This is a genomic window from Hydrogenophaga sp., from assembly GCF_018780075.1.
GTDB lineage: Bacteria > Pseudomonadota > Gammaproteobacteria > Burkholderiales > Burkholderiaceae_C > Hydrogenophaga.
On the sequence record NZ_JADMKB010000059.1, the window covers coordinates 12,846 to 32,751 of the forward strand.

Annotated in this window: 16 protein-coding genes; 8 read left to right on the top strand and 8 right to left on the bottom strand. The window is 68.7% G+C overall.

What is annotated here, in order from left to right:
* Positions 1-26: 26 nt before the first annotated feature.
* Positions 27-1,247, bottom strand: coding sequence for a cation:proton antiporter (locus tag IV088_RS12265; RefSeq protein ID WP_291102231.1), 1,221 nt, complete (start codon positions 1,245-1,247; stop codon positions 27-29).
* A gap of 206 nt (positions 1,248-1,453) precedes the next feature.
* Here IV088_RS12265 and IV088_RS12270 point away from each other — a divergent pair, with 206 nt between their 5' ends.
* A complete protein-coding gene (locus IV088_RS12270) occupies positions 1,454-3,106 on the top strand; it encodes a hypothetical protein (RefSeq protein ID WP_291102233.1) in 1,653 nt (550 codons plus the stop codon).
* Positions 3,107-3,126: 20 nt separating this feature from the next.
* Here IV088_RS12270 and IV088_RS12275 read toward each other — a convergent pair whose 3' ends face one another.
* Together IV088_RS12275 and IV088_RS12280 are read right to left on the bottom strand one after the other, a co-directional pair.
* Positions 3,127-3,375: a hypothetical protein gene (locus tag IV088_RS12275; RefSeq protein ID WP_291102235.1), complete on the bottom strand. Its 249-nt coding sequence runs from the start codon at positions 3,373-3,375 to the stop codon at positions 3,127-3,129.
* A 21-nt stretch (positions 3,376-3,396) separates the two neighbouring features.
* Positions 3,397-4,341: a LysR family transcriptional regulator gene (locus IV088_RS12280; RefSeq protein ID WP_291102237.1), complete on the bottom strand. Its 945-nt coding sequence runs from the start codon at positions 4,339-4,341 to the stop codon at positions 3,397-3,399.
* Between the two features lie 124 nt (positions 4,342-4,465).
* Between IV088_RS12280 and IV088_RS12285 the strand changes: the two genes are divergently transcribed.
* Entirely contained in the window at positions 4,466-5,926 is a 1,461-nt protein-coding gene (locus IV088_RS12285; RefSeq protein ID WP_291102239.1) for an MFS transporter, read from the top strand.
* Positions 5,927-5,942: 16 nt separating this feature from the next.
* Here IV088_RS12285 and IV088_RS12290 read toward each other — a convergent pair whose 3' ends face one another.
* The 5 genes from IV088_RS12290 to IV088_RS12310 form a co-directional block, all read right to left on the bottom strand.
* Complete coding sequence (locus IV088_RS12290) at positions 5,943-6,521, bottom strand: GNAT family N-acetyltransferase (RefSeq protein ID WP_291102241.1); 579 nt, start codon at positions 6,519-6,521, stop codon at positions 5,943-5,945.
* Entirely contained in the window at positions 6,511-6,942 is a 432-nt protein-coding gene (locus tag IV088_RS12295) for a GNAT family N-acetyltransferase (RefSeq protein WP_291102300.1), read from the bottom strand. Before IV088_RS12295 ends, IV088_RS12290 begins: the two co-directional genes overlap by 11 nt.
* A 122-nt stretch (positions 6,943-7,064) precedes the next feature.
* Positions 7,065-8,003: a 3-hydroxyacyl-CoA dehydrogenase NAD-binding domain-containing protein gene (locus IV088_RS12300; protein WP_291102243.1), complete on the bottom strand. Its 939-nt coding sequence runs from the start codon at positions 8,001-8,003 to the stop codon at positions 7,065-7,067.
* Between the two features lie 23 nt (positions 8,004-8,026).
* Positions 8,027-9,778, bottom strand: a complete 1,752-nt coding sequence (locus IV088_RS12305) for a bifunctional protein-serine/threonine kinase/phosphatase (protein ID WP_291102245.1) — start codon at positions 9,776-9,778, stop codon at positions 8,027-8,029.
* Positions 9,779-9,961: 183 nt separating this feature from the next.
* Positions 9,962-11,254, bottom strand: coding sequence for a type IV pili methyl-accepting chemotaxis transducer N-terminal domain-containing protein (locus IV088_RS12310; RefSeq protein WP_291102247.1), 1,293 nt, complete (start codon positions 11,252-11,254; stop codon positions 9,962-9,964).
* Between the two features lie 347 nt (positions 11,255-11,601).
* On the opposite strand from IV088_RS12310, the gene nirB reads away from it, so the two are divergent.
* From nirB to cobA, 6 genes are read left to right on the top strand one after another with little or no spacing between them, the layout of a single operon-like run.
* Positions 11,602-14,064, top strand: a complete 2,463-nt coding sequence (nirB, locus tag IV088_RS12315; protein ID WP_291102249.1) for a nitrite reductase large subunit NirB — start codon at positions 11,602-11,604, stop codon at positions 14,062-14,064.
* An 11-nt stretch (positions 14,065-14,075) separates the two neighbouring features.
* Positions 14,076-14,858, top strand: a complete 783-nt coding sequence (locus IV088_RS12320; RefSeq protein ID WP_291102251.1) for a type IV pili methyl-accepting chemotaxis transducer N-terminal domain-containing protein — start codon at positions 14,076-14,078, stop codon at positions 14,856-14,858.
* A gap of 10 nt (positions 14,859-14,868) precedes the next feature.
* Positions 14,869-15,252, top strand: coding sequence for a nitrite reductase small subunit NirD (gene nirD, locus IV088_RS12325; RefSeq protein ID WP_291102253.1), 384 nt, complete (start codon positions 14,869-14,871; stop codon positions 15,250-15,252).
* An 8-nt stretch (positions 15,253-15,260) separates the two neighbouring features.
* Complete coding sequence (locus IV088_RS12330) at positions 15,261-18,050, top strand: nitrate reductase (protein ID WP_291102255.1); 2,790 nt, start codon at positions 15,261-15,263, stop codon at positions 18,048-18,050.
* A 53-nt stretch (positions 18,051-18,103) separates the two neighbouring features.
* A complete protein-coding gene (gene ybiB / locus IV088_RS12335) occupies positions 18,104-19,051 on the top strand; it encodes a DNA-binding protein YbiB (protein WP_291102256.1) in 948 nt (315 codons plus the stop codon).
* A complete protein-coding gene (gene cobA, locus IV088_RS12340; protein WP_291102257.1) occupies positions 19,048-19,893 on the top strand; it encodes a uroporphyrinogen-III C-methyltransferase in 846 nt (281 codons plus the stop codon). The genes ybiB and cobA overlap by 4 nt, the downstream gene beginning before the upstream one ends.
* The last annotated feature ends 13 nt before the right edge of the window (positions 19,894-19,906 follow it).

Sequence of the window (19,906 nt, forward strand, 5' to 3'; positions counted from 1 at the left end):
CGACGGGCCACACGGCCCGCACGACCTCACAGCTGGCCGGTGTCGCGGTAACGCTCCCGCATCTTCTGGTCCACGATGGCGTTGAACGAGAGGGGCGCCAGCAGCGTGGTCACCACGCCCATCAGCACCAGCACCGAGAACAGGCCCTGGCCGATGAAGCCGCGCTCCAGCGCGATGCTGGCCACCACCAGCTCCATCGCGCCCCGGCCGTTGAGGATGAAGCCCAGGCCCAGGGCCTCGCGGCTGGACATGCCGATGGCGCGCCCGCCCAGCCAGCCCGCCAGCACCTTCGACGCGATGGCGGCGAACAGCACCGCGACCACGAAGCCGACATCGGCCAAGGCCGAGATCTGGAACTCCAGCCCCAGGTAGGCAAAAAACACCGGCGCGAGGAACCCGCCCGTGATCGAGCTGAGCGTGCGGCGCAGGTCGTCATAACGCGCGGCCACGAACTGGCGCTTGTCCAGCAGCAGCGCCCCAAAAAACGCCCCGATGACGAAGTGGAAGCCCAGGCTCTCGCTGAGCGAACCGAAGGCCAGCACGAAGACGATCACGATGCCGAACACGGCCTCGGGCCCGAACATCGCGGCCAGCTTCTCCGGCCCGGCCGACACCTCGACCCCGCGCCGGTGCAGCAGGTTGAGCAGCGCATTGAGACCCAGCACCGCCAGCGCCAGCACCAGCAGCTTGAGCGTCACCACCCCTCCGGTGGCCAGGATCGCCGCCCAGCTGGTCTGCGCCGGCAGCGCGAGCAGCACGCCCAGGATGAACAGCGCCAGGATGTCGTTGATCACCGCCGTGGACACCGAATAACGCCCGATGGCCGTCTGCAGCAAGCCCATTTCGTCGAGCATCTTCACCGCCACGGGCATCGCCGTGATGGAAATGCACAGCCCCAGGAAGATCGTGCGCATCAGGTCCTGGTCGAAGGCCCAGGCCACGGCCGCACCCGCGCCAAAGGGCAGGAAGAAAGCGATCATGGCGACGACAAAACCACGGCCGCGCATGGCCGCCTGCACGTCCTTGAAGCTCATTTCCAGGCCCGCGTCGAGCACGACCAGAAAGATTGCCAGCGACGCAATGCCCGAGAGCGCCGGGTTTGGTGCGACCAAGCCCAACACCGCCGGCCCGAGCAGGATGCCAGCCACCATCTCGCCAACGATGGCCGGCTGGCCCCAGCGTGTGAACAGGTGCCCGAGCACCCTCGCCAGCACGATCAGCGTCAACAAGCTTGTGAGTATCTGCATCGGGGTCCCTGTGTGACGGTGGAGCGGCTGGGAAGCCAGCGACCTCTGCGGGTCCTTTTGCGCGCTTGCGGCAGTCTAAACGGCTGTCTCTGTGAAACGAGCGCAGGCACTCACGCAATGGCGGCTGAACTTCCTATCATTCGACGCACGGTGCCCGCGCTGCCAGCGCTTTGCACGCCACCGTGATCCAGACGAAAGGCCACCCCATGTCAGCCGATTCCCCTTCCGCCAGCGTGCGAGCGTTTCGCCAGGTCTTGTTGTGGCCTTTGCGCCTGATGCCGGTGCGGGGCTCCGAGGGCCGGCACGCCAAACCCTGGCAGTTGCTGGCGGACATGGGCGAGGCCTCTCCCTGGCGCGAGGTGGTGGATGAATTCACCGGTGACAGTGGTCGTTTTCACGAACGCCACTACAACGAGTTCGTGACCTTTCTGCCCTATGTGCAGCGGTTCCTGTACGGCGAAGGACGCGGCCAGGACGGTGGCAGCGCCACCAGCTCGCCGATGCGCGTGTTCCGGCGCAGCGACGTCAGCGCCGTGCGGGCGGTGCTGCGTCCCGGCGCGCCGCCGATCACGCTCGACATCGTGCATGTGGACCTCTACTTTTTCCTCGACCTGGATCTGGTGCTGCTCAACGTCGAGGTCAGCGCCCAAGACCTGACGCTGGCCCAGGCCCAGGAGCTGTTGTACCGCTTCGGCCGTGGCTATCCCGCCAGCTGGGACGCGAATGGCCATGCGCAGCACTGCCTGTACAGCGCCGAGTGGCTGGACGCCGCCGGGCAGGTGCTGGCCCAGTCCGACGCCAACCAGCGCGACCTGTTCATGGCCCATGTCAGCAGCCACCGCGCTCCACGCATCGCCGCCCACTGGGCCTGGCTGCTGGAGCCCCTGGTGAGCGACCATTCCGACCGAACCGGCGCGCTGCGCTACCGCCAGATCGAGTACTACCGCATGCCGCAACTGGCTTTTCTGGCGCTGGACAACCCGCGCGCGCTGAGCCGCAACGACGTCATCCGCCTCGGGCTGGTGACCGGGGCGGCCACCTCCAGCGACGACGCCAGCCTGCCCTATGCCGAAGAACACCTGGCCGACTTCGAAAAGCGCTTTTGCTACGACCGTTTCTGGAGCAACAGTGGCGCCGCGCCCAACACGCGCTACCTGTGCAGCGGCCATTCGCTGCTGGTGCTGGGCGACGTCAACAGCCCGTTTTACGTCTGTCGTGACCGGGGCGTGCTGGCGCAGTTCCGGCACCAGCATTTTTTGCTGTTCCTGATCGCGCATTTCCAGAAAGCGGCGCTGCTGATGTTCTCGGACCGGCTGGCCGAGGCCCTGAAAAACCTGGACATCGCCGACGCCGCCAGCGTGCGCCGCTTCAAGCGCACGATCCGCGACAGCTTTGCCGGCTTTCTGCGTTTCACGCACCGCTACTGGTTCCACGAGGTGTCCGAGCAGGCCCAGGTGCGCGCCCTGTTTCACATGTGCGCCAGCCACCTCGGGCTGGACCCGCTGTACACCGAGGTCAAGGAGCGCATTGGCGAAATGAACCAGTACCTGGACGCCGACAGCTTGCGGCGCCAGGCCAACACCGTCGTGCGGCTGACGGTCGTGACCATCTTTGGCCTGATCGGCACCGTGACCACGGGCTTCCTGGGCATGAACCTGCTGGCCGAAGCCGAAGCCCCGATGGACCGCAAGCTGCTGATTTTTGGCACCGTGTTTGTGCTGACCACCCTGCTGACCATTTACACCATGGTCAAGTCCAAGCGCCTGTCGGACTTTCTGGACGTGCTCTCAGACGAGCGCGCCAGCGCCTGGCAGAAGCTCAAGGCGCTGGGGCTGGTGTGGCGGCGCACGGGGGATTGAGGCGTGCGGACGGCAACCCCTCATTTCCCCGATTCCGCCTGCTCCATCTGTTTGGCCCGCTCGGCAGCCAGATCGTTGACATAACCCTCCACCTGCCGCTCCAACCCGGGCACATCCTGCGGCCTCACGGACATGGCGGGAACCACGGGAACAGCCCCATCCGACACGGCGGCCGGCTTCTCGACCAGGGCGGGTGAGCCGCCGCCGAGTTGACGGGCGACCAGGAGCCCCACGGCCAGGAGCGCCAACAACAACACCATCAGTTTCATGAGCACAGCTCTCCTTCACGGTCACAGGGAAGCAGAACCGGGCGCACCCTGGCCTGCCTGACTTCCATCGTCCTTCTCGCCACAGGTCTCCAGCACCACCCGGCGCAACCACATGTGCGCCGGGTCGGCCTGTTGCCGCGGGTGCCAGAACAGGGAAACGGAGAACGCCGGCACGGGGAACGGCAGCGCGAAGCTGTGCAGATCGCCACGCAGGTTTTGAGTGTGGCGCTCGGGCACGCAGGCGATCAGGTCGGTGCCGCGTGCGAGCGCCAAGGCCGCCACGAAGCCGCCGGTGATGGTCACCACCTGGCGCTGCCACCCGAGGGGGGCGAGCGCAGCGTCGACCGGGCCTCCAACCACCCCGCGCCGGGAGACGGCGATGTGGCGACCCTGGGCGAATTGTTCCGTCGTGATGGGCGCTTCGTGTTGCAGCGGATGCCCCTTGCGCACGACGCCGATCCACCGGTCGCGGAACAGCGCCTGCGCGCGGATTTCCGGCCCCATCGTGGCGCCCACCACCCCGGTTTCCAGATCGACCGCCCCGTCGCGCAGCGCCGTGCTGTCCTTGTCGGGTTTCTGGACGAAACACAGGCGCACGCTCGGCGCTTCGTCGGCCACCCGCCGGATCAGCGCCGCACCGAAATTCTCCACAAAGCCTTCACTGCTGCGCAGCGTGAAGGTCCGGGCGAGCTCGCTCAGCTTGAGCGCGTTCAGGGGGCGCATGACCGCCTCGATCTCCTGCACCAAGGGGCCGATGCGCTCGCGCAGTTCCAGCGCGCGCGGCGTGGGCACCAGGCCGCGCCCGGCCCGGACCAGCAGCGGGTCGCCCGTGGTTTCGCGCAGGCGGGCCAAGGCACGGCTCATCGCCGAGGGGCTCAGCTTCAGCCGCTGGGCGGCTCGGGCGACGTTCTGCTCCGTCAGCAGCACGTCCAGGGTCAACAGCAGGTTGAAGTCGAGCGGGGTCATGCCGGAAACATAGCACGCAGGCCCCACACATGGCGTTGGGCGCACTGATTGATTGCGGGGCATGCGCCTTCCGCCAGCACGACCCGCTCCCTAGCATCGGGCTGTCCCTTTTCCGGAGCCCGACATGTCAATTCCCACCCCCGTTGAAACGGCCCCCGCCACAGCGGCCACACCGTCTGCACCCGTCCTGAAAAGCGTGCTGTTCAGCCTGTCCTTGTCGATGCTGCTGTCGTCGCTGGGCACGAGCATCGCCAACGTCGCCCTGCCCACCCTGACGCAGGCGTTTTCCGCATCGTTCCAGGCGGTGCAGTGGGTGGTGCTGGCCTACCTGCTGACGATCACCGTGGCCATCGTGGCGGTGGGGCGCCTGGGTGACCTGGTGGGCCGGCGCCGGCTCATGCTGTGGGGCCTGGGGATGTTCACCCTGGCGTCGCTCGCGGGCGGCGCGTCCACGGCCCTGTGGCAGCTGATCGCCGCCCGGGTGGTTCAGGGCCTGGGTGCCGCCACCATGATGGCGCTGACCACGGCCCTGGTCAGCGAGCGGGTCCCCAGGCACCAGGCGGGCAGCGCCATGGGGCTGCTGGGCACCGTGTCGGCGGTGGGCACCGCGCTGGGCCCGACCCTGGGCGGCCTGTTGATCGGCGTCTGCGGCTGGAACGCGGTGTTCTGGATCAACGTGCCGCTCGGCCTGTGGGCGCTGGCGATGGCCCACCGCCACCTGCCGCCCGATCCGGCGCCCACCGCCGCGAAGCCGGTGCGCTTCGACCCCGTCGGCACGGTGCTGCTGGCGCTCAGCCTCGCGGCCTACTCGCTGGCCATGACGCTCGGGCGCGGTGCGTTCGGCCCCGCCAACGCGGTCCTGTTGCTGCTGGCCCTGCTCGGTCTGGGGGCCTTTGTCTTCGCCGAGACCAAGGTGGCAGCGCCCCTGGTGCGGCTGGCGACGTTTCGCCACCCGATGATGGCCACGGGCTTTGCCGCGAGCGCGCTGGTCACCACCGTGGTGATGGCCACCCTGGTGGTGGGGCCGTTTTACCTGCTGGGGGCGCTCCAGCTGGACGCGACGCGCATGGGGCTGGTGATGTCGGTCGGCCCTGCCGTGGCCGCCGTGTTCGGCGCGCCGGCCGGCCGCCTGGTGGACCGGGTGGGCTCGCACCCGGTGGGCGTGGCTGGGCTGGTCACCATGTTCCTGGGCGCCGCCACACTGCCGATCGCGGCCACCACCTGGGGGGCAGCCGGCTACGCGGGTGCGCTCGGCCTCATCACCGCGGGCTACGCCAGCTTCCAGGCGGCGAACAACACGGCGGTGATGGCCAGTGCCACGGCGGACCAGCGGGGCGTGGTGTCGGGCCTGCTCAACCTGTCGCGCAACCTCGGGCTGATCACCGGGGCATCGGCCATGGGGGCGGTGTTCAGCTGGGGTGCGTCAACGTCCCTGGTGGCCACGGCGAGCCCGGAGCAGCTGACGGGTGGCCTGCGCCTCACGTTTCTCGTGGCAGCGGTGTTGGTGGCCTTGGGCGGTGTGCTCACGTGGCTGGGCGCAGCCGCTGCGCGCGGGCTCCCACCGCAGGCGGAGGTCCGGGCTTGAACCGCAGCGTGGGCGGCTACGAGACCGTCTGTGGCGGTGCAGCCTGATCCCCGCTGCCTGCGCCGTCCATGCGGCAAACGTAACGCACCTCCTGGAGCTGTCGACCACCCAGCTCAAACGACTGGGGCGGCCGCGCGGCCGCCACAAAGCCGGCCGCTCGGTAGAAGCGGATGGCGCGTTCGTTCTGAGGAAACACCCACAGGCAACATGTGGTGAAACCGCGATCACGCATCAGCTCGCGGGCCCGAAGCCAGAGTTGCCGGCCGGCGCCCGTGGACCAGCACGCTGGCGCCACGTACAGCGCCCAAACCTCCCCCTCCGACGGGGGAGCACCTTCGCCCCGGCTGGCGCCGAACGACAGCCAACCCACCACGGCGCCGTGGTGTTTTGCCACGAGCAACGCCGGCTCCCCCGCAGCGATGCACTGGCGCCACATGGCTTCGCGCGCGTCGACAGACAGCGACGCCAGGTACTCGGCGGAAAGGACCGACGCGTACGCGGCGCGCCAGGCGTTGACGTGGATGTCCGCGACGGCGCGCGCGTCCGCCGATTGAGCGTGGTCGATGTGCATGGACAGCTGTCGCTCAGGTTTCATTGATATACCCCCGGGCTTGGGCCGCCGCCTGATCTTCAAAGATCGCCATGGCGGTGCTCATGCGCTTGAACCCCAGCTTTTTGTAGAACGGTTCTTTGCCGGGCACCGAATAAAGAATGATTTTTTTGTGGCCGCTGGACAGCGCCACCAGTTGGGCAACGATCTGCTGTCCAAGGCCCAGACCTTGATGGCTGGGAAGCAGCGCGACGTCGCAGATGTAGGAGCAATCAACCCCGTCAGCCAGCGCCCGCCCCACGCCCACCAGCTTCTTGCCCTCGTAGACGAAGCACTTGAACATGCTGTTGGTGAACGCGGTCTTCAACCCGGTCGGATTTTTGTTTCCGAGCGGCGCAGCGGCATACAGAGCGGAGAGTTCATCCCAGTCGAGACCGTCGATGGAATGGGACCAAATGAGCGACACGTTGAGCTCCTGTGACGTGGTGGATTCAAGGCTGACATGCAGCCTGCGGGGATCGTAGCCCAGGCCTTGCAGGACCATGAATCATGGGCTTGGCAGGAGCGCCCAAAACACCGCCACGAGTCTCATGGGCGCTGATCGCCCGCCGCCTCATCCGGCGCCACCCCCAACACCTCAAACGCCGCCCTCAGCCGCAGCTCGTACTTGCGCTTGAACTCGGCCACCTCGGCCGGCGTCCAGCGCTCGAAGCCGGCGCCCTGGTTCATGCCGGTGCGGCCTTGTTTCACGAGATCGGTCACGCAGGCGGGCGGTGTGCTGATGTTGGAGAGGCTGGGGTACACCGCCGCGCCAGACACCACGTGCGTGTCCCAGCCCGACATTTCTTTCTGCGCCATGGGGCCGATGGCGGCGTAGCGGAAACCGAAGCCGAAGCGCACCGCGTCGTCGATGGCCTGCGGGGTGACGATGCCCTGGTCCACCAGCGAGAGCGCTTCGCGCATGAGCGCGTGTTGCAGGCGGCTGATGAGCAGGCCGGGAATGTATTTTTTGATCAGCGTGGTCTTCTTGCCGGTGGCTTCGATCAGGCGGCACACGGCTTCGGCCAGCGGCAGGCGGGTGTGCGCGCCGAGCGCCACCTCGACCATGGGCACGATGTGCGCGGGCATGGAGTAGTGCACATTGAGCATGCGATCGGTGGTCTGCAGACCAGCGGCGATCTGATCGATGCCATAGCCCGAACTGTTGGTGCCGATGGGGATGTGCGCAGGCACGCGGTGGTCGAGCTCGGCGAACAGCGCCTGTTTGGCGGCGAGCTGTTCGGGGATGGTTTCGATGACGAGGGTGACGCCGTCCCATTGGTTCCATTCACTCACCGACGCGGCGGTGAGCTGGCCGGGCGCTTTGGCCGATGGCAGCGTGGCGGCGAGCGCGCGCATGGCGGGCAGGCGGGCCTCGACGGCGGGCAACTGGCGGCCGAGCACCACCACGTCGTGCCCCGCCGCGATGAAGATGGCGGCGATGCCGACGCCCATGTGGCCCGAGCCGATGACGACGATGTTTTCCATGGAGGTGCTCCGAACGAGGCGCGTTATTTGGGCAGAAACAGCAGCCAGTAGACCAGCAACAGGTTGAACAGCACGCTGAAGCCCAGCAGCAGCTTCCACAGCATCGTGGGGTCGCGGTGCAGCAGCGCCGAGGCGGGCGGCACGGTGAGCGGGCGCGAGGCACCGCGCTCCAGCGCGAGCAGGAACTCCTCGGCGGTTTCGAAGCGCTGGGCCTTGTCGCGCGCCACGGCCTTCTGCAGCACGTGGTCGAGCCAGATCGGCACCTCGGGGTTGTGGCGGCTGGGGGCGGTGGGGTCGCGGTAGTAGCGGCCGAGCTGGTAGGGCAGCACCTCGCCGTAGGGGAGCTTGCCGGTGAGCAGCTGGTAGAGCGTGACGCCGAGCGCGAAGAGGTCGCTCTGGGCGTCGGGCAGCTCGGGCTCGCCTTCGGTGGCGCCGCCGCTGGCCTTGCTGTGGTGGCCCCATTGCTCGGGGTTGACGAAGCTGGGCGTGCCGGCGTGCAGGCGGCGCATGCTGTGTGGTTCGCGCCCGCTCAGGGCCACGCCGAGGTCGAGCACGCGCAGCACGCCGTCGTCGCCCTGGTGCAGGTTGGCGGGCTTGATGTCGCGGTGGATCACGCCCTGGCGGTGCAGCAGGCCGAGCACGCGCAGGGTCTGCATGGCGGCGCTCACGGCCTGCACCGGCCCGAGCTTGTGCTGCTGATCGAGCAGCTGCTGCAGCGTTTCGCCGCTGTGCCAGTCGTACAGCACATAAAACGCGGTGCGCGGCTGGCGGTTGGGCAGGTGGTCGTGCACGGCGACCAGGTGGCCGGCCGCCCGCGACGACATCATGCGTTTGGCGAGCCAGGCCTCGTGCGCGAGCATGGCGCGTTCGTCCTGGTCGTGGGCGCGCGCGGGGTGCAGGGTCTTCAGGGCGTAGAGGACCTGGCTCCTGGGGTCGCGCACCTGGTAGAGCAGGTTGATGCCGTTGTCGGCCACGGTGGCGGTGACGGTGAGGCCGTCGATGCCCTCGCCCACCTTGAGCCGGGGCGGTATGGGCAGGCTCTGCGCGGCGCGGCTGGCGTCCTGCAGGTTGGGGTCGAGCAGGCCCTGCACGCGCACGACCATGGCGGTGACGTTGTCGTCGCTGCCGGCGGCCAGCGCCTCGGCCACCAGGCGCTCGGCGGCGGCCTGGGCATCGGCCTGGGCCGCGCACTCGGCGAGCTGGCGTTCGCGCAGCTTGCCGTGCACGCCGTCGGTGAGCATGACGAAGGTGTCACCCACCTGCAGGTCGCCCTGCAGGTAGTCCACCACGAGGTGGTCTTCCAGCCCCACGGCACGCAGCAGCTGGTGGTGCATGTCGGGGTGGTGGACGACGTGGTCGTGTGTGAGCAGCACCGTCTGGCCCTCGCGCAGCAGATAACAGCGCGAGTCGCCCACATGGGCCACGGTGTACGACTGGCCGCGCAGCACCAGCGCGGTGAGCGTGGTCAGGCCCATGGCGGGCTGGCGGCGGCGGTTGGTGCCGGCGAGCCAGGTGTTCTGCGCACCAATGATGCGATCGAGCGCGACCGTGGTGTCCCAGGTTTCGGGCGTGTCGTGGTAGCTGCGCACCAGACTGGTGACCGTTGTCTGCGCCGCCTCGCCGCCCATGCCGCCGGTGCTCACGCCGTCGGCGATGGCCACGATGGAGCCCATGTCCTCCTGCCCCTCTGGCGGCAGCATGGCGGCACAGAAGTCCTCGTTGGGTTCTTTGCGGCCGGTCTGGCAGACAAAGCCGATGTCAAGTTGAAAAGCCATGCACCAAGACTAGCAAGATAAGTGCCCAAACTTGGTGCGATCTTTTCATGCAGTCGGTGCGCGAGGCCCTGTGCGCGAAGCTGTGCCAACCCAGAGGCACCGCCGGGCCGGCTTTGCCGGACGGCTGGTGTCGCCCCCCAGTGGGGGTGACGCGCTGCAAGCGCGGCGCAGGGGGCGTCCTGTCTACCCCATCAGCATCTGCATGCTGCGTTCGTATTGGGCCGAGAGTTGCTCAAAGTCGTCCAGCAGGCTCTCGCTGGCCGTGGCCAGGCCTTCCAGGCGCAGCAGGCGGTCGCGCCCGGCGGGGCGGCGCACGTGGTCGGCACCGGCCACCACCTGCTGCCAGCCTTGCGCCGCGGACTCCAGCGTGCGGCGGATCTCGGGCGTGGAGAGCGGCAGGCCATTCAGGTAGGCCAGGCCCTGCTCGAAGGCCTGGCGTGCGGCTTCGCCATCGGCCTGGTGCTGCGCTTGTTCGGCCGTTTCCAGCACGCCGAGCAGCGCCGCCTTGGCGAAGCGCTGCGAGAGCATGCGCTGGCGCCCCGCCATGTTGAGCATGCGCAGCGGCGCCACGCTGCCCGCGCTCTCCAGGCTGGCGGTGAGGCGCTCGGCGTCCTGCAGCAGGCGCTCGGCCAGCGCGTTGATGGGGGCGAGCTGATCGGGCGCCGGCTCGGCCTTGAGCGCTTTCTTCAACGCCTTCCAGGTGCCCACCACCTGGGCCAGCAGGTCGCCGAAGGTGGGTGGCGAGAGGTTCTTGCCGAGCAGGGCGAGGTTGGCGTCGATGCGCCCGGCCGAGTCGGCCTGCAGCGCCAGGTGGTGCGCGGCCTGCACGCCGGCGAGTCGCAGCAGCCAGTGTTTGACGAGGCGCTGCGACAGCATGCGCAGCTGCCCGGCCCTGTTCACGCCCTCGGCGAAGTGGGCCGACTGGATGATGTGTTGCGCCACCTGGCCCAGGCGCTGGTTGCTGTGCATGGAGGCGGTGCGCAGGATCTCGAAGGCAGCGTCGTCCGACACCTGGCGCGCGCTCATGAGGATGCCCTTGGCGCGCTCCACGGCCTTGCGCTCTTCAAAGCGGGTGGACACGTCGCGCAGTTCTTCGAGCAGGGCCTGCTCGCGCTGGAAGCGGGCCTGGGCCAGCTGCATGAGCGGGCGCAGGCGCTGGGCGCCGTAGCCGTTGACCACCCAGGCGTGCACGCCCGAGGCCACCGCGCGCTCGATGTGGGCGGCGTCGCCGTCGGCGGTGAACACGAGCACCGGGCACGGCGCCACCGAAGCCAGGGCCTTGCAGGCCTCGAACCACGCCTCATCGGGCAGGGGCAGGTCGGCCACCACCATGTCTGGTGCATGGCGCACCACCTCCCGCACCAAATTGCTGCCGGCGCCCTGCACCGCCACCACCTCGGCGCCCACGGACGCGAGGTCGTTCACCAACGGGGTCGAGCCCTGGGGGCCCGCCAGAAAAACCAGCACAGATGTCATATGAATCAAGGACTTGAAGCAGCCATACCGGGTTCCATGCAAGGCCCGCGCCCGCTGCACACGGCACCCCGCGGTGCCGTCCCGGCCAGCGCCGGATCATATGGCACAGCTTTTGCATTGATCGTGGTGAGCGTGACGAAGCGCTCGACCCCGACCGCAGCGTCGTGGGCTCTGCATACAACGACGTGTGCAGCGTGATACCGGTCTTGCAACTTGGCAAGCCCGGCTTTGGCCAACGGCCATTGAGACCCTTTTTCCCCAGAACGTTCCTGGTGCCCCGGCGCCTGCGCGGAACCGCGCACGCCACAGGCACCCAACCCAAGTGATCTGCAACAGGAGTAGCCGCAATGAAGAAATCCAAATTGGTGATGGTGGGCAACGGCATGGCCGGTGTGCGCACGCTCGAAGAGCTGCTGAAGATCGCGCCCGAGTTCTACGACATCACCGTCTTCGGCGCGGAGCCACACCCCAACTACAACCGCATCCTGCTCTCGCCGGTGCTCGCGGGTGAGCAGACGCTGGACGAGATCGTGCTCAACGACTGGGCCTGGTACACCGAGAACGGCGTCACGCTGCACGCAGGCAAGACCGTGACCGAGGTGGACCGCATCAAGCGCATCGTGCGCGCCACGGATGCGGACGGCAGCGTGATCGAGGCACCGTACGACCGCCTCATCATGGCCACCGGCTCCAACCCCTTCATGCTGCCGCTGCCCGGCAAGGATCTGCAAGGCGTGCTGGCCTACCGCGACATCGCCGACACGCAGGCCATGATCGACGCAGCCACCAAATACAAACACGCGGTCGTCATCGGCGGCGGCCTGCTCGGCCTGGAAGCGGCCAACGGGCTGATGAAGCGCGGCATGACGGTGAGCGTGGTGCACGTGGCGCCCTGGCTCATGGAGCGCCAGCTCGACGACGTGGCGGGCAAGCTGCTGCAGCAGTCGCTGGAGACGCGCGGCATGAAATTCCTGATCGGCGCGCAGACGCAGGAGCTGGTGGGCAACGAAGAAGGCCGCGTGAAGGCGATCCGCTTCAAGGACGGCACCGAGCTGCCCGCCGACCTGGTGGTGATGGCCGTGGGCATCCGCCCCAACACCGCGCTGGCCGAGAGCATGCGCCTGCACGTGAACAAGGGCATCGTGGTCAGCGACACGCTGCAGACCGTGACCGACCCGCGCATCTACGCGGTGGGCGAATGCGCGGCGCACCGCGGCATCGCCTACGGCCTGGTGGCGCCGCTGTTCGAGCAGGGCAAGGTGCTGGCCACGCACCTGGCCGAGTTCGGCATCGGCCGCTACACCGGCTCGCTCACATCGACCAAGCTCAAGGTCACGGGCATCGACCTCTTCAGCGCCGGCAACTTCACCGGCGGTGACGACACCGAAGAGATCGTGATGAGCGACCCCTCGGGCGGCGTCTACAAGAAGCTGGTGATCCAGGGCGACAAGCTGATCGGCGCCTGCCTCTACGGCGACACGGTGGACGGCAGCTGGTACTTCAAGCTGCTGCGCGACGGCCGCAGCGTGGCCGACATCCGAGACAAGCTGATGTTTGGCGAGAGCAACATCGGCGACGTGGGTCACCAGGGCCAGAGCAAGGCCGCCGCCATGAAAGACAGCGACGAGGTCTGCGGCTGCAACGGCGTGACCAAGGGCACCATCTGCAAGGCGATCCGCGACAAGGGCCTGTTCACCCTGGACGAGGTCAAGAAACACACCAAGGCCAGCGCGTCCTGCGGCTCCTGCACCGGCCTGGTCGAGCAGATCCTGATGTTCACCGCCGGCGGCGACTACTCGGCCACGCCCAAGCTCAAGGCCATGTGCGGCTGCACCGACCACGGCCACGAGGCGGTGCGCGAAGCGATCCGCACCCCGCTGCCCGATGGCAGCAAACTGCTCACCACCAGCGCCGTGTTCACCCACCTGGGCTGGAAGACGCCCAACGGTTGCGCCAGCTGCCGCCCGGCCATCAACTACTACCTGATCAGCACCTGGCCCAAGGAGGCGAAGGACGATCCGCAGAGCCGCTACATCAACGAGCGCTCGCACGCCAACATCCAGAAAGACGGCACGTATTCGGTGATCCCGCGCATGTGGGGCGGCGAGACCACGGCCGACGAGCTGCGCCGCATCGCCGACGCGGTGGACAAGTACAACATCCCCACCGTCAAGGTCACGGGCGGACAGCGCATCGACCTGCTGGGCGTGAAGAAGGAAGACCTCGTCAACGTCTGGAAAGACATCGGCATGCCGTCGGGCCACGCGTACGCGAAAGCCCTGCGCACGGTGAAGACCTGCGTGGGCAGCGAGTGGTGCCGCATGGGCACGCAGGACAGCACCCAGATGGGCAAGGACCTGGAGAAAGCCATGTGGCGCATGTACGCGCCGCACAAGGTGAAGTTCGCCGTGTCGGGCTGCCCGCGCAACTGCGCCGAGGCCGGCATCAAGGACGTGGGCATCATCGGCGTGGACTCGGGCTGGGAGATGTACATCGCCGGCAACGGCGGCATCAAGACCGAGGTGGCGCACTTCTTCGTGAAGCTCAAGACCGCCGAAGAGGTGATGGAGTACACCGGCGCCTTCATGGAGCTGTACCGCACCGAGGGCTGGTACCTGGAGCGCACGGTGCACTACATCAACCGCGTGGGCCTGGACCATGTGAAAAAGCGCATCCTGGACGACGCCGCCGGCCGCAAGGCGCTGTGGGAACGCCTGCAGTTCGCGCTCGACGGCGAGCCCGATCCGTGGTTCGACTTCAAGGAAGCGGCCGTGGACACGCGCCAGTTCATCCCCCTCGTGCCCGCCTGAGGAGGGTCGCCATGCAACGCCGACATCTGATGATCCTGGCCGCTGCGGCCGCCACCACGGGCGTTCAAGCCCAGGTGGTGGACCTCAACGACGCCATCAACAAGGCCGGTCGCCAGCGCATGCTCTCGCAGCGCATGGGCAAGGCCTGGCTGGCGCTCGTGCACAAGACCGAAAGCGCCGCCGCACAGGTGGTGCTCGACAGGTCGATGGCCCTGTTCGACCGCCAGCTCGTCGAGCTCAAGGCCTACGCGCCCTCGAACGACATCCGCGACACCTACATCAAGCTCGAAGGCGCCTGGAGCGACTACAAGACCGCGCTCGTGGGTGCCGCGCCGGGCAAGCCGGGCGCGGCCGCCGTGCTGCAGGCCGATGCCCGCGTGCTGGCGCTGGCCCACCAGGGCACGGTGCAATACGAAGCCGCCTCGGGCCGCCCGGTGGGCAAGCTGGTCAACGTGGCGGGCCGCCAGCGCATGCTGTCGCAGCGCATGGCCAAGTTCTACTTCGCCGCCACGCTGCCGGTGGATGCCCAGACCGCCAGCGCCGAGATCGGCAAGGCCCGCACCGAGTTCCTGGGCGCCATGGAGCTGCTGCGCAAAGCCCCCGAGGCGACCGACCGCATCCGCACGGAACTGCAGCTGGCCGACGGCCAGTGGTTCTTCTTCGACCAGGCCCTGCAGCGCATGCAAAGCGCCGGCGCCGCCGCCAAGCCCTTGTCCGACGTGTTCGTGACGAGCGAAAACCTGTTGAGCGTGATGGACCGTGTGACCGGTCTGTACGCCGCCATCACCACCTGAGGACCCTGACATGAACCAATGGAAAGCCATCTGCCGCGTTGAAGACATCCCCGTGCTCGGCTCGCGCCGCGTGGCGCGCGACCAGGGCCTCGATGTCGCCGTGTTCCGCAACGACCAGGACGAGGTGTTTGCCCTGCTCGACCGCTGCCCGCACAAGGGCGGCCCGCTCTCGCAAGGCATCGTGTTCGGCACCAGCGTGGCCTGCCCGCTGCACAACTGGACCATCGGCCTGTGCACCGGCCAGGCCGCCGCACCCGACGAAGGCTGCACGCCGAAGTTCACCGTGAAGGTGGAAGACGGCCAGGTGTTCCTGGACGCGAACGAACTGGCCACGCAGGCCACCGACCTGACCCGCCCCATCGCCGGCCCCGCCCGACGCACCACCTGCGCCTGAGAACCACCATGGAACCCTCTGTCACCCGATCAACATGCCCCTACTGCGGGGTGGGCTGCGGCGTGCTCATCGAAACCGAGGGCCAGCAGATCACCGGCGTGCGCGGTGACCCGGACCACCCGGCCAACTTCGGCAAACTCTGCACCAAGGGCACGACGCTGCACCTCACGGCCACGCCCGAGCTGACGCGCCAGACCCGGCTGCTGCAGCCGCTGCAGCGCCTGACCCGCAAAGCCGCGCCCACGCCGCTGGGCTGGGACGCGGCGCTGGACCTGGCCACCGGCCGCTTCGCGAAAACCATCGCCACGCACGGCCCCGATGCCGTGGGCTTCTACATCAGCGGCCAGCTGCTGACCGAGGACTACTACGTCTTCAACAAGCTGGCCAAGGGCCTGATCGGCACCAACAACGTGGACACCAACTCGCGCCTGTGCATGAGCAGCGCGGTGGCGGGCTACAAGGCCACGCTGGGCGCCGACGCGCCGCCCGCCTGCTACGACGACGTGAACCACGCGCAGTGCCTGTTCATCGTCGGCAGCAATGCGGCCTATGCCCACCCGGTGCTGTTCCGCCGCATCGAGGAAGCGAAGAAAAAGAACCCCGGCATGAAGGTGATCGTGGCCGACCCGCGCCGCACCGACACCGCCGAACTGGCCGACCTGTTCCTGCCCATCCAGCCCGGCAGCGACGTGATGCTGTTCCACGGCCTGTTGCACATCATGCTGTGGGAAGGCTGGATCAACGCCGACTACATCGCCGAGCACACCACGGGCTTCGACGGGCTCAAGGCGCTGGTGCGCGAGTGCACACCCGAACAGGTGGCGCAGGTCTGCGGTGTGCCCAAGGAAGACCTGTTCACCGCCGCCCAGTGGTTCGCCACCTCACCCGCCACGCTCAGCCTGTACTGCCAGGGCCTGAACCAGAGCAGCAGCGGCACGGCGAAAAACGCGACCCTGATCAACCTGCACCTGGCCACCGGCCAGATCGGCAAACCCGGCGCCGGCCCCTTCAGCCTGACCGGCCAGCCCAACGCCATGGGCGGGCGCGAAGTGGGTGGCCTGGCCAACCTGCTCAGCGCCCACCGCGACCTGGCCAACCCGCAGCACCGCGCCGAAGTGGCCGCGCTCTGGGGCGTGCCCTCGGTGCCCGAGAAGCCGGGCAAGAGCGCGGTGGAGATGTTCCAGGCCGCGGCCGACGGCGAGATCAAGGCGCTGTGGATCGCCTGCACCAACCCGGCGCAGTCCATGCCCGACCAGGCCACCGTGCGCCGCGCGCTGGAGCGCGCCGAGTTCGTGGTGGTGCAGGAGGCCTACGCCACCGCCGCCACCTGCGACTGGGCCGACCTGCTGCTGCCCGCCACCACCTGGGGCGAGAAAGAAGGCACGGTCACCAACAGCGAACGCCGCATCAGCCGCGTGCGCGCCGCGATCCCCGCGCCCGGCGTGGCCCGGCACGACTGGCGGATCGTGGTGGATTTCGCGCAACGGCTCGAAGCCACGCTGCGGCCCGGCCAGCCCACGCTGTTCCCCTACCCCGACGCCGAGTCCATCTGGCTCGAACACCGCGAGTCCACCCGGGGCCGCGACCTCGACATCACCGGTCTGTCGTACGCCATGCTGGAGAGCGAAGGCCCGCAACAATGGCCGCTGCGCGAAGGCGACACGCAAGGCAAGACCCGCCTCTACGCCGACGGCGTGTTCCCCACCGCCGACGGCAAGGCCCGCTTCGCGGCCCTGCCCTTCCGCCCGCTGGCCGAGCCGCGCGAATCGCGGTTTCCGTTCTCGCTCACCACCGGCCGCCTGCGTGACCAGTGGCACGGCATGACTCGCACCGGCACGCTCGGTCGCCTGTTCGGCCACGTGGCCGAGCCCACGGTGCAGATGCACCCGCAGGACATGGAGCGCCGCGGCCTCACCGAGGGCGACCTGGTGCACGTGACCAGCAAGCGAGGCTCCATCGTGCTGCCGGTGCAGGCCAGCAAAGAGACCGGCCTGTCGCAGGCTTTCATCGCCATGCACTGGGGCGCGGAGTACCTGAGCGGGCGCAGCAGCATGGGCGAGCCGCTGGCGGGCGTGAACGCGCTCACCACCTCGGCCTACTGCCCCACCTCCAAACAGCCCGAGCTCAAGCACGCGGCGGTCAAGATCCTCAAGGCCGAGCTGCCCTGGAGCCTGCTGGCCGTGGCCTGGCTGCCGGCCGACCGCGCGCTCGCCGCGCAGGCCGAGCTGCGCGCGCTCATGCCCTCGTTCGAATTCGCGGCCTGCGTGCCGTTCGGTCGCGAGCGCACCGGCGTGCTGTTCCGCGCCGCCGCGCACGAGGCGCCCGACGTGGCCACGGTCGAACGCATCGAACGCCTGCTCGGCCTGGGCGGCACCGACGCACTGCGCTACGTGGACAAGCGCCTGGGCCAGCGCCGCACCGCGCGCCTGCTGCGCACGGAAGGCGCCACCCGGCTCGAAGGGTTTGTGCTCGCGGGCGACGTGCGCGCCGAGGCCTGGATCAAGCCGCTGCTGCAGGATGAGCTGCCCGCCGAGGCCTACGGCCGCCTGCTGCTGATGCCCGGCGCCAAGGCACCGGTGGCGGTCGTGGCCCGGGGCAAGCAGGTCTGCACCTGCTTCAACGTGAGCGCGGACGACATCGGCGCCCACCTCAAGACCAGCCGGGGCAGCGACGACCAGCGCCTGGCCGCGCTGCAGGGCAGCCTGAAGTGCGGCACCAACTGCGGCTCCTGCATCCCCGAGCTGCGGCGCCTGGTGCGCGCCCAGCCGGCCACCGGGCACGCGCTGCAGGTCGCCTGACGGGCCAACGGCATATCACCCGAAGTCATGTGCCTTGCTGGACAATCGCGCCCATGAGCATCAGTCACTACATCAAAGAGATCGGGCGCGGCAAAGACGGTGCCCGCTCCCTCCACCGCGCCCAAGCCACCGACCTGTTCGGCCAGGTGCTTGACGGCACCGTCACCGACCTGGAGATCGGCGGCTTCTGCCTGGCCATGCGCATCAAGGGCGAAACGCCCGAAGAGATGGCGGGCTTCCTCGACGCCGCGCACGCCCGCCTCCAGCGCGTGCCCCACAACGGCCTCACCACCGTGGTGCTGCCCAGCTACAACGGTGCGCGCAAGCTGCCGGTGCTCACCCCGCTGCTGGCCCTGCTGCTGGCGCGCGAGGGCGCGGCGGTGCTGGTGCACGGCACCGCCACCGAAGACAAACGCATCACCAGCGAAGCGGTGTTCGCCGCGCTGGGCCACCCCGCCGCCGCCGAGGCAGACACCCTGCAGGCCGGCGACTGCGCTTACCTGCCCACCGAGGTGCTGAGCCCCGGCCTGAAGCGCCTGCTCGACGTGCGCCGCGCCGTCGGCCTGCGCAACCCGGCGCACAGCCTGGTCAAGCTCATGAACCCCTGCGAGGGCCCGGCGCTGATCGTCGGCAGCTACACCCACCCCGAGTACGCGGTGTCGATGGCGCAGACCTTTGCCTTGGTCGGCGCGCACGCGCTGCTGCTGCGCGGCACCGAAGGCGAGCCCGTGGCCGACGCCCGCCGCACGCCGCAGATGGACGCCTTCCGCGACGGTGAGCGCCACCTGCTGCAGGCCGCGCAAGAGGGCTCGCTCGCGAGCCTGCCCGAACTGCCGCGCGAGGTCGACGCGGCCAGCACCGCCGCCTACATCCGCGACGTGCTCGACGGCCGCAAGCCCGTGCCCACGCCGATCGCGCTGCAGGTGGCACACATCCTGCAAGAGTTGCAGCGCCAGCCCCACACAGAGACAAACCGCCAACCAGCGGTCAGCCCACCATGAACGCACCCGCCACCGTCATCACCTCGCAGACCCAGTTCAACCCCGGCACCGTCACCCTCGTCGGCGCCGGCCCGGGCGACCCGGAACTGCTCACCCTCAAGGCCGCCCGCGCCATTGCCGCGGCCACCGTGCTGCTGGTGGACGACCTGGTGAGCGAGGCGGTGCTGGTGCATGCGCAGGCCAGCGCCCGCATCGTGAACGTGGGCAAACGCGGCGGCTGCAAGAGCACGCCGCAGGCCTTCATCGAAAAGCTCATGATCATGGCCGCGCGCGAAGGCGAGGTGGTGGTGCGCTTGAAGGGCGGCGACCCGTTCATCTTCGGCCGCGGTGGCGAAGAGGTGGAACACCTGCGGGCCGCCGGCATCGAGGTGCAGGTGCTCAACGGCATCACCGCCGGGCTGGCCGGCCTGACCTCGCTCGGCGCGCCGCTCACGCACCGCGACCACGCGCACGGCGTGGTGTTCATCACCGGCCACGCCAAACCCGGCATCACCCCCGAGTCGCGCGGCACCGACTGGCAAGCCCTGGCCGCCACCGCGCGCGACGCCAAACTGACGCTGGTGATCTACATGGGCGTGTCCAGCGCCACGCAGATCCAGGCCGACCTGCTGACGGGCCTGCCCGCCAGCACGCCGCTGGCCATCATCCAGCACGCCAGCCTGCCGCAGCAGCGCCATGCGGTCACCACGCTGGGCGACCTCACCACGACCCTGGCGCACGAAGGCCTGGGCAGCCCGTCGGTGATCGTGGTGGGTGACGTGGTGCGCGGCGTGGCCGCCATCGGCCAGACCGACTCCGAGGGCGGCGCCACGGACCTGCAGGTCGCGAACGTCCGTTTCTGACCCCACCTTGCCC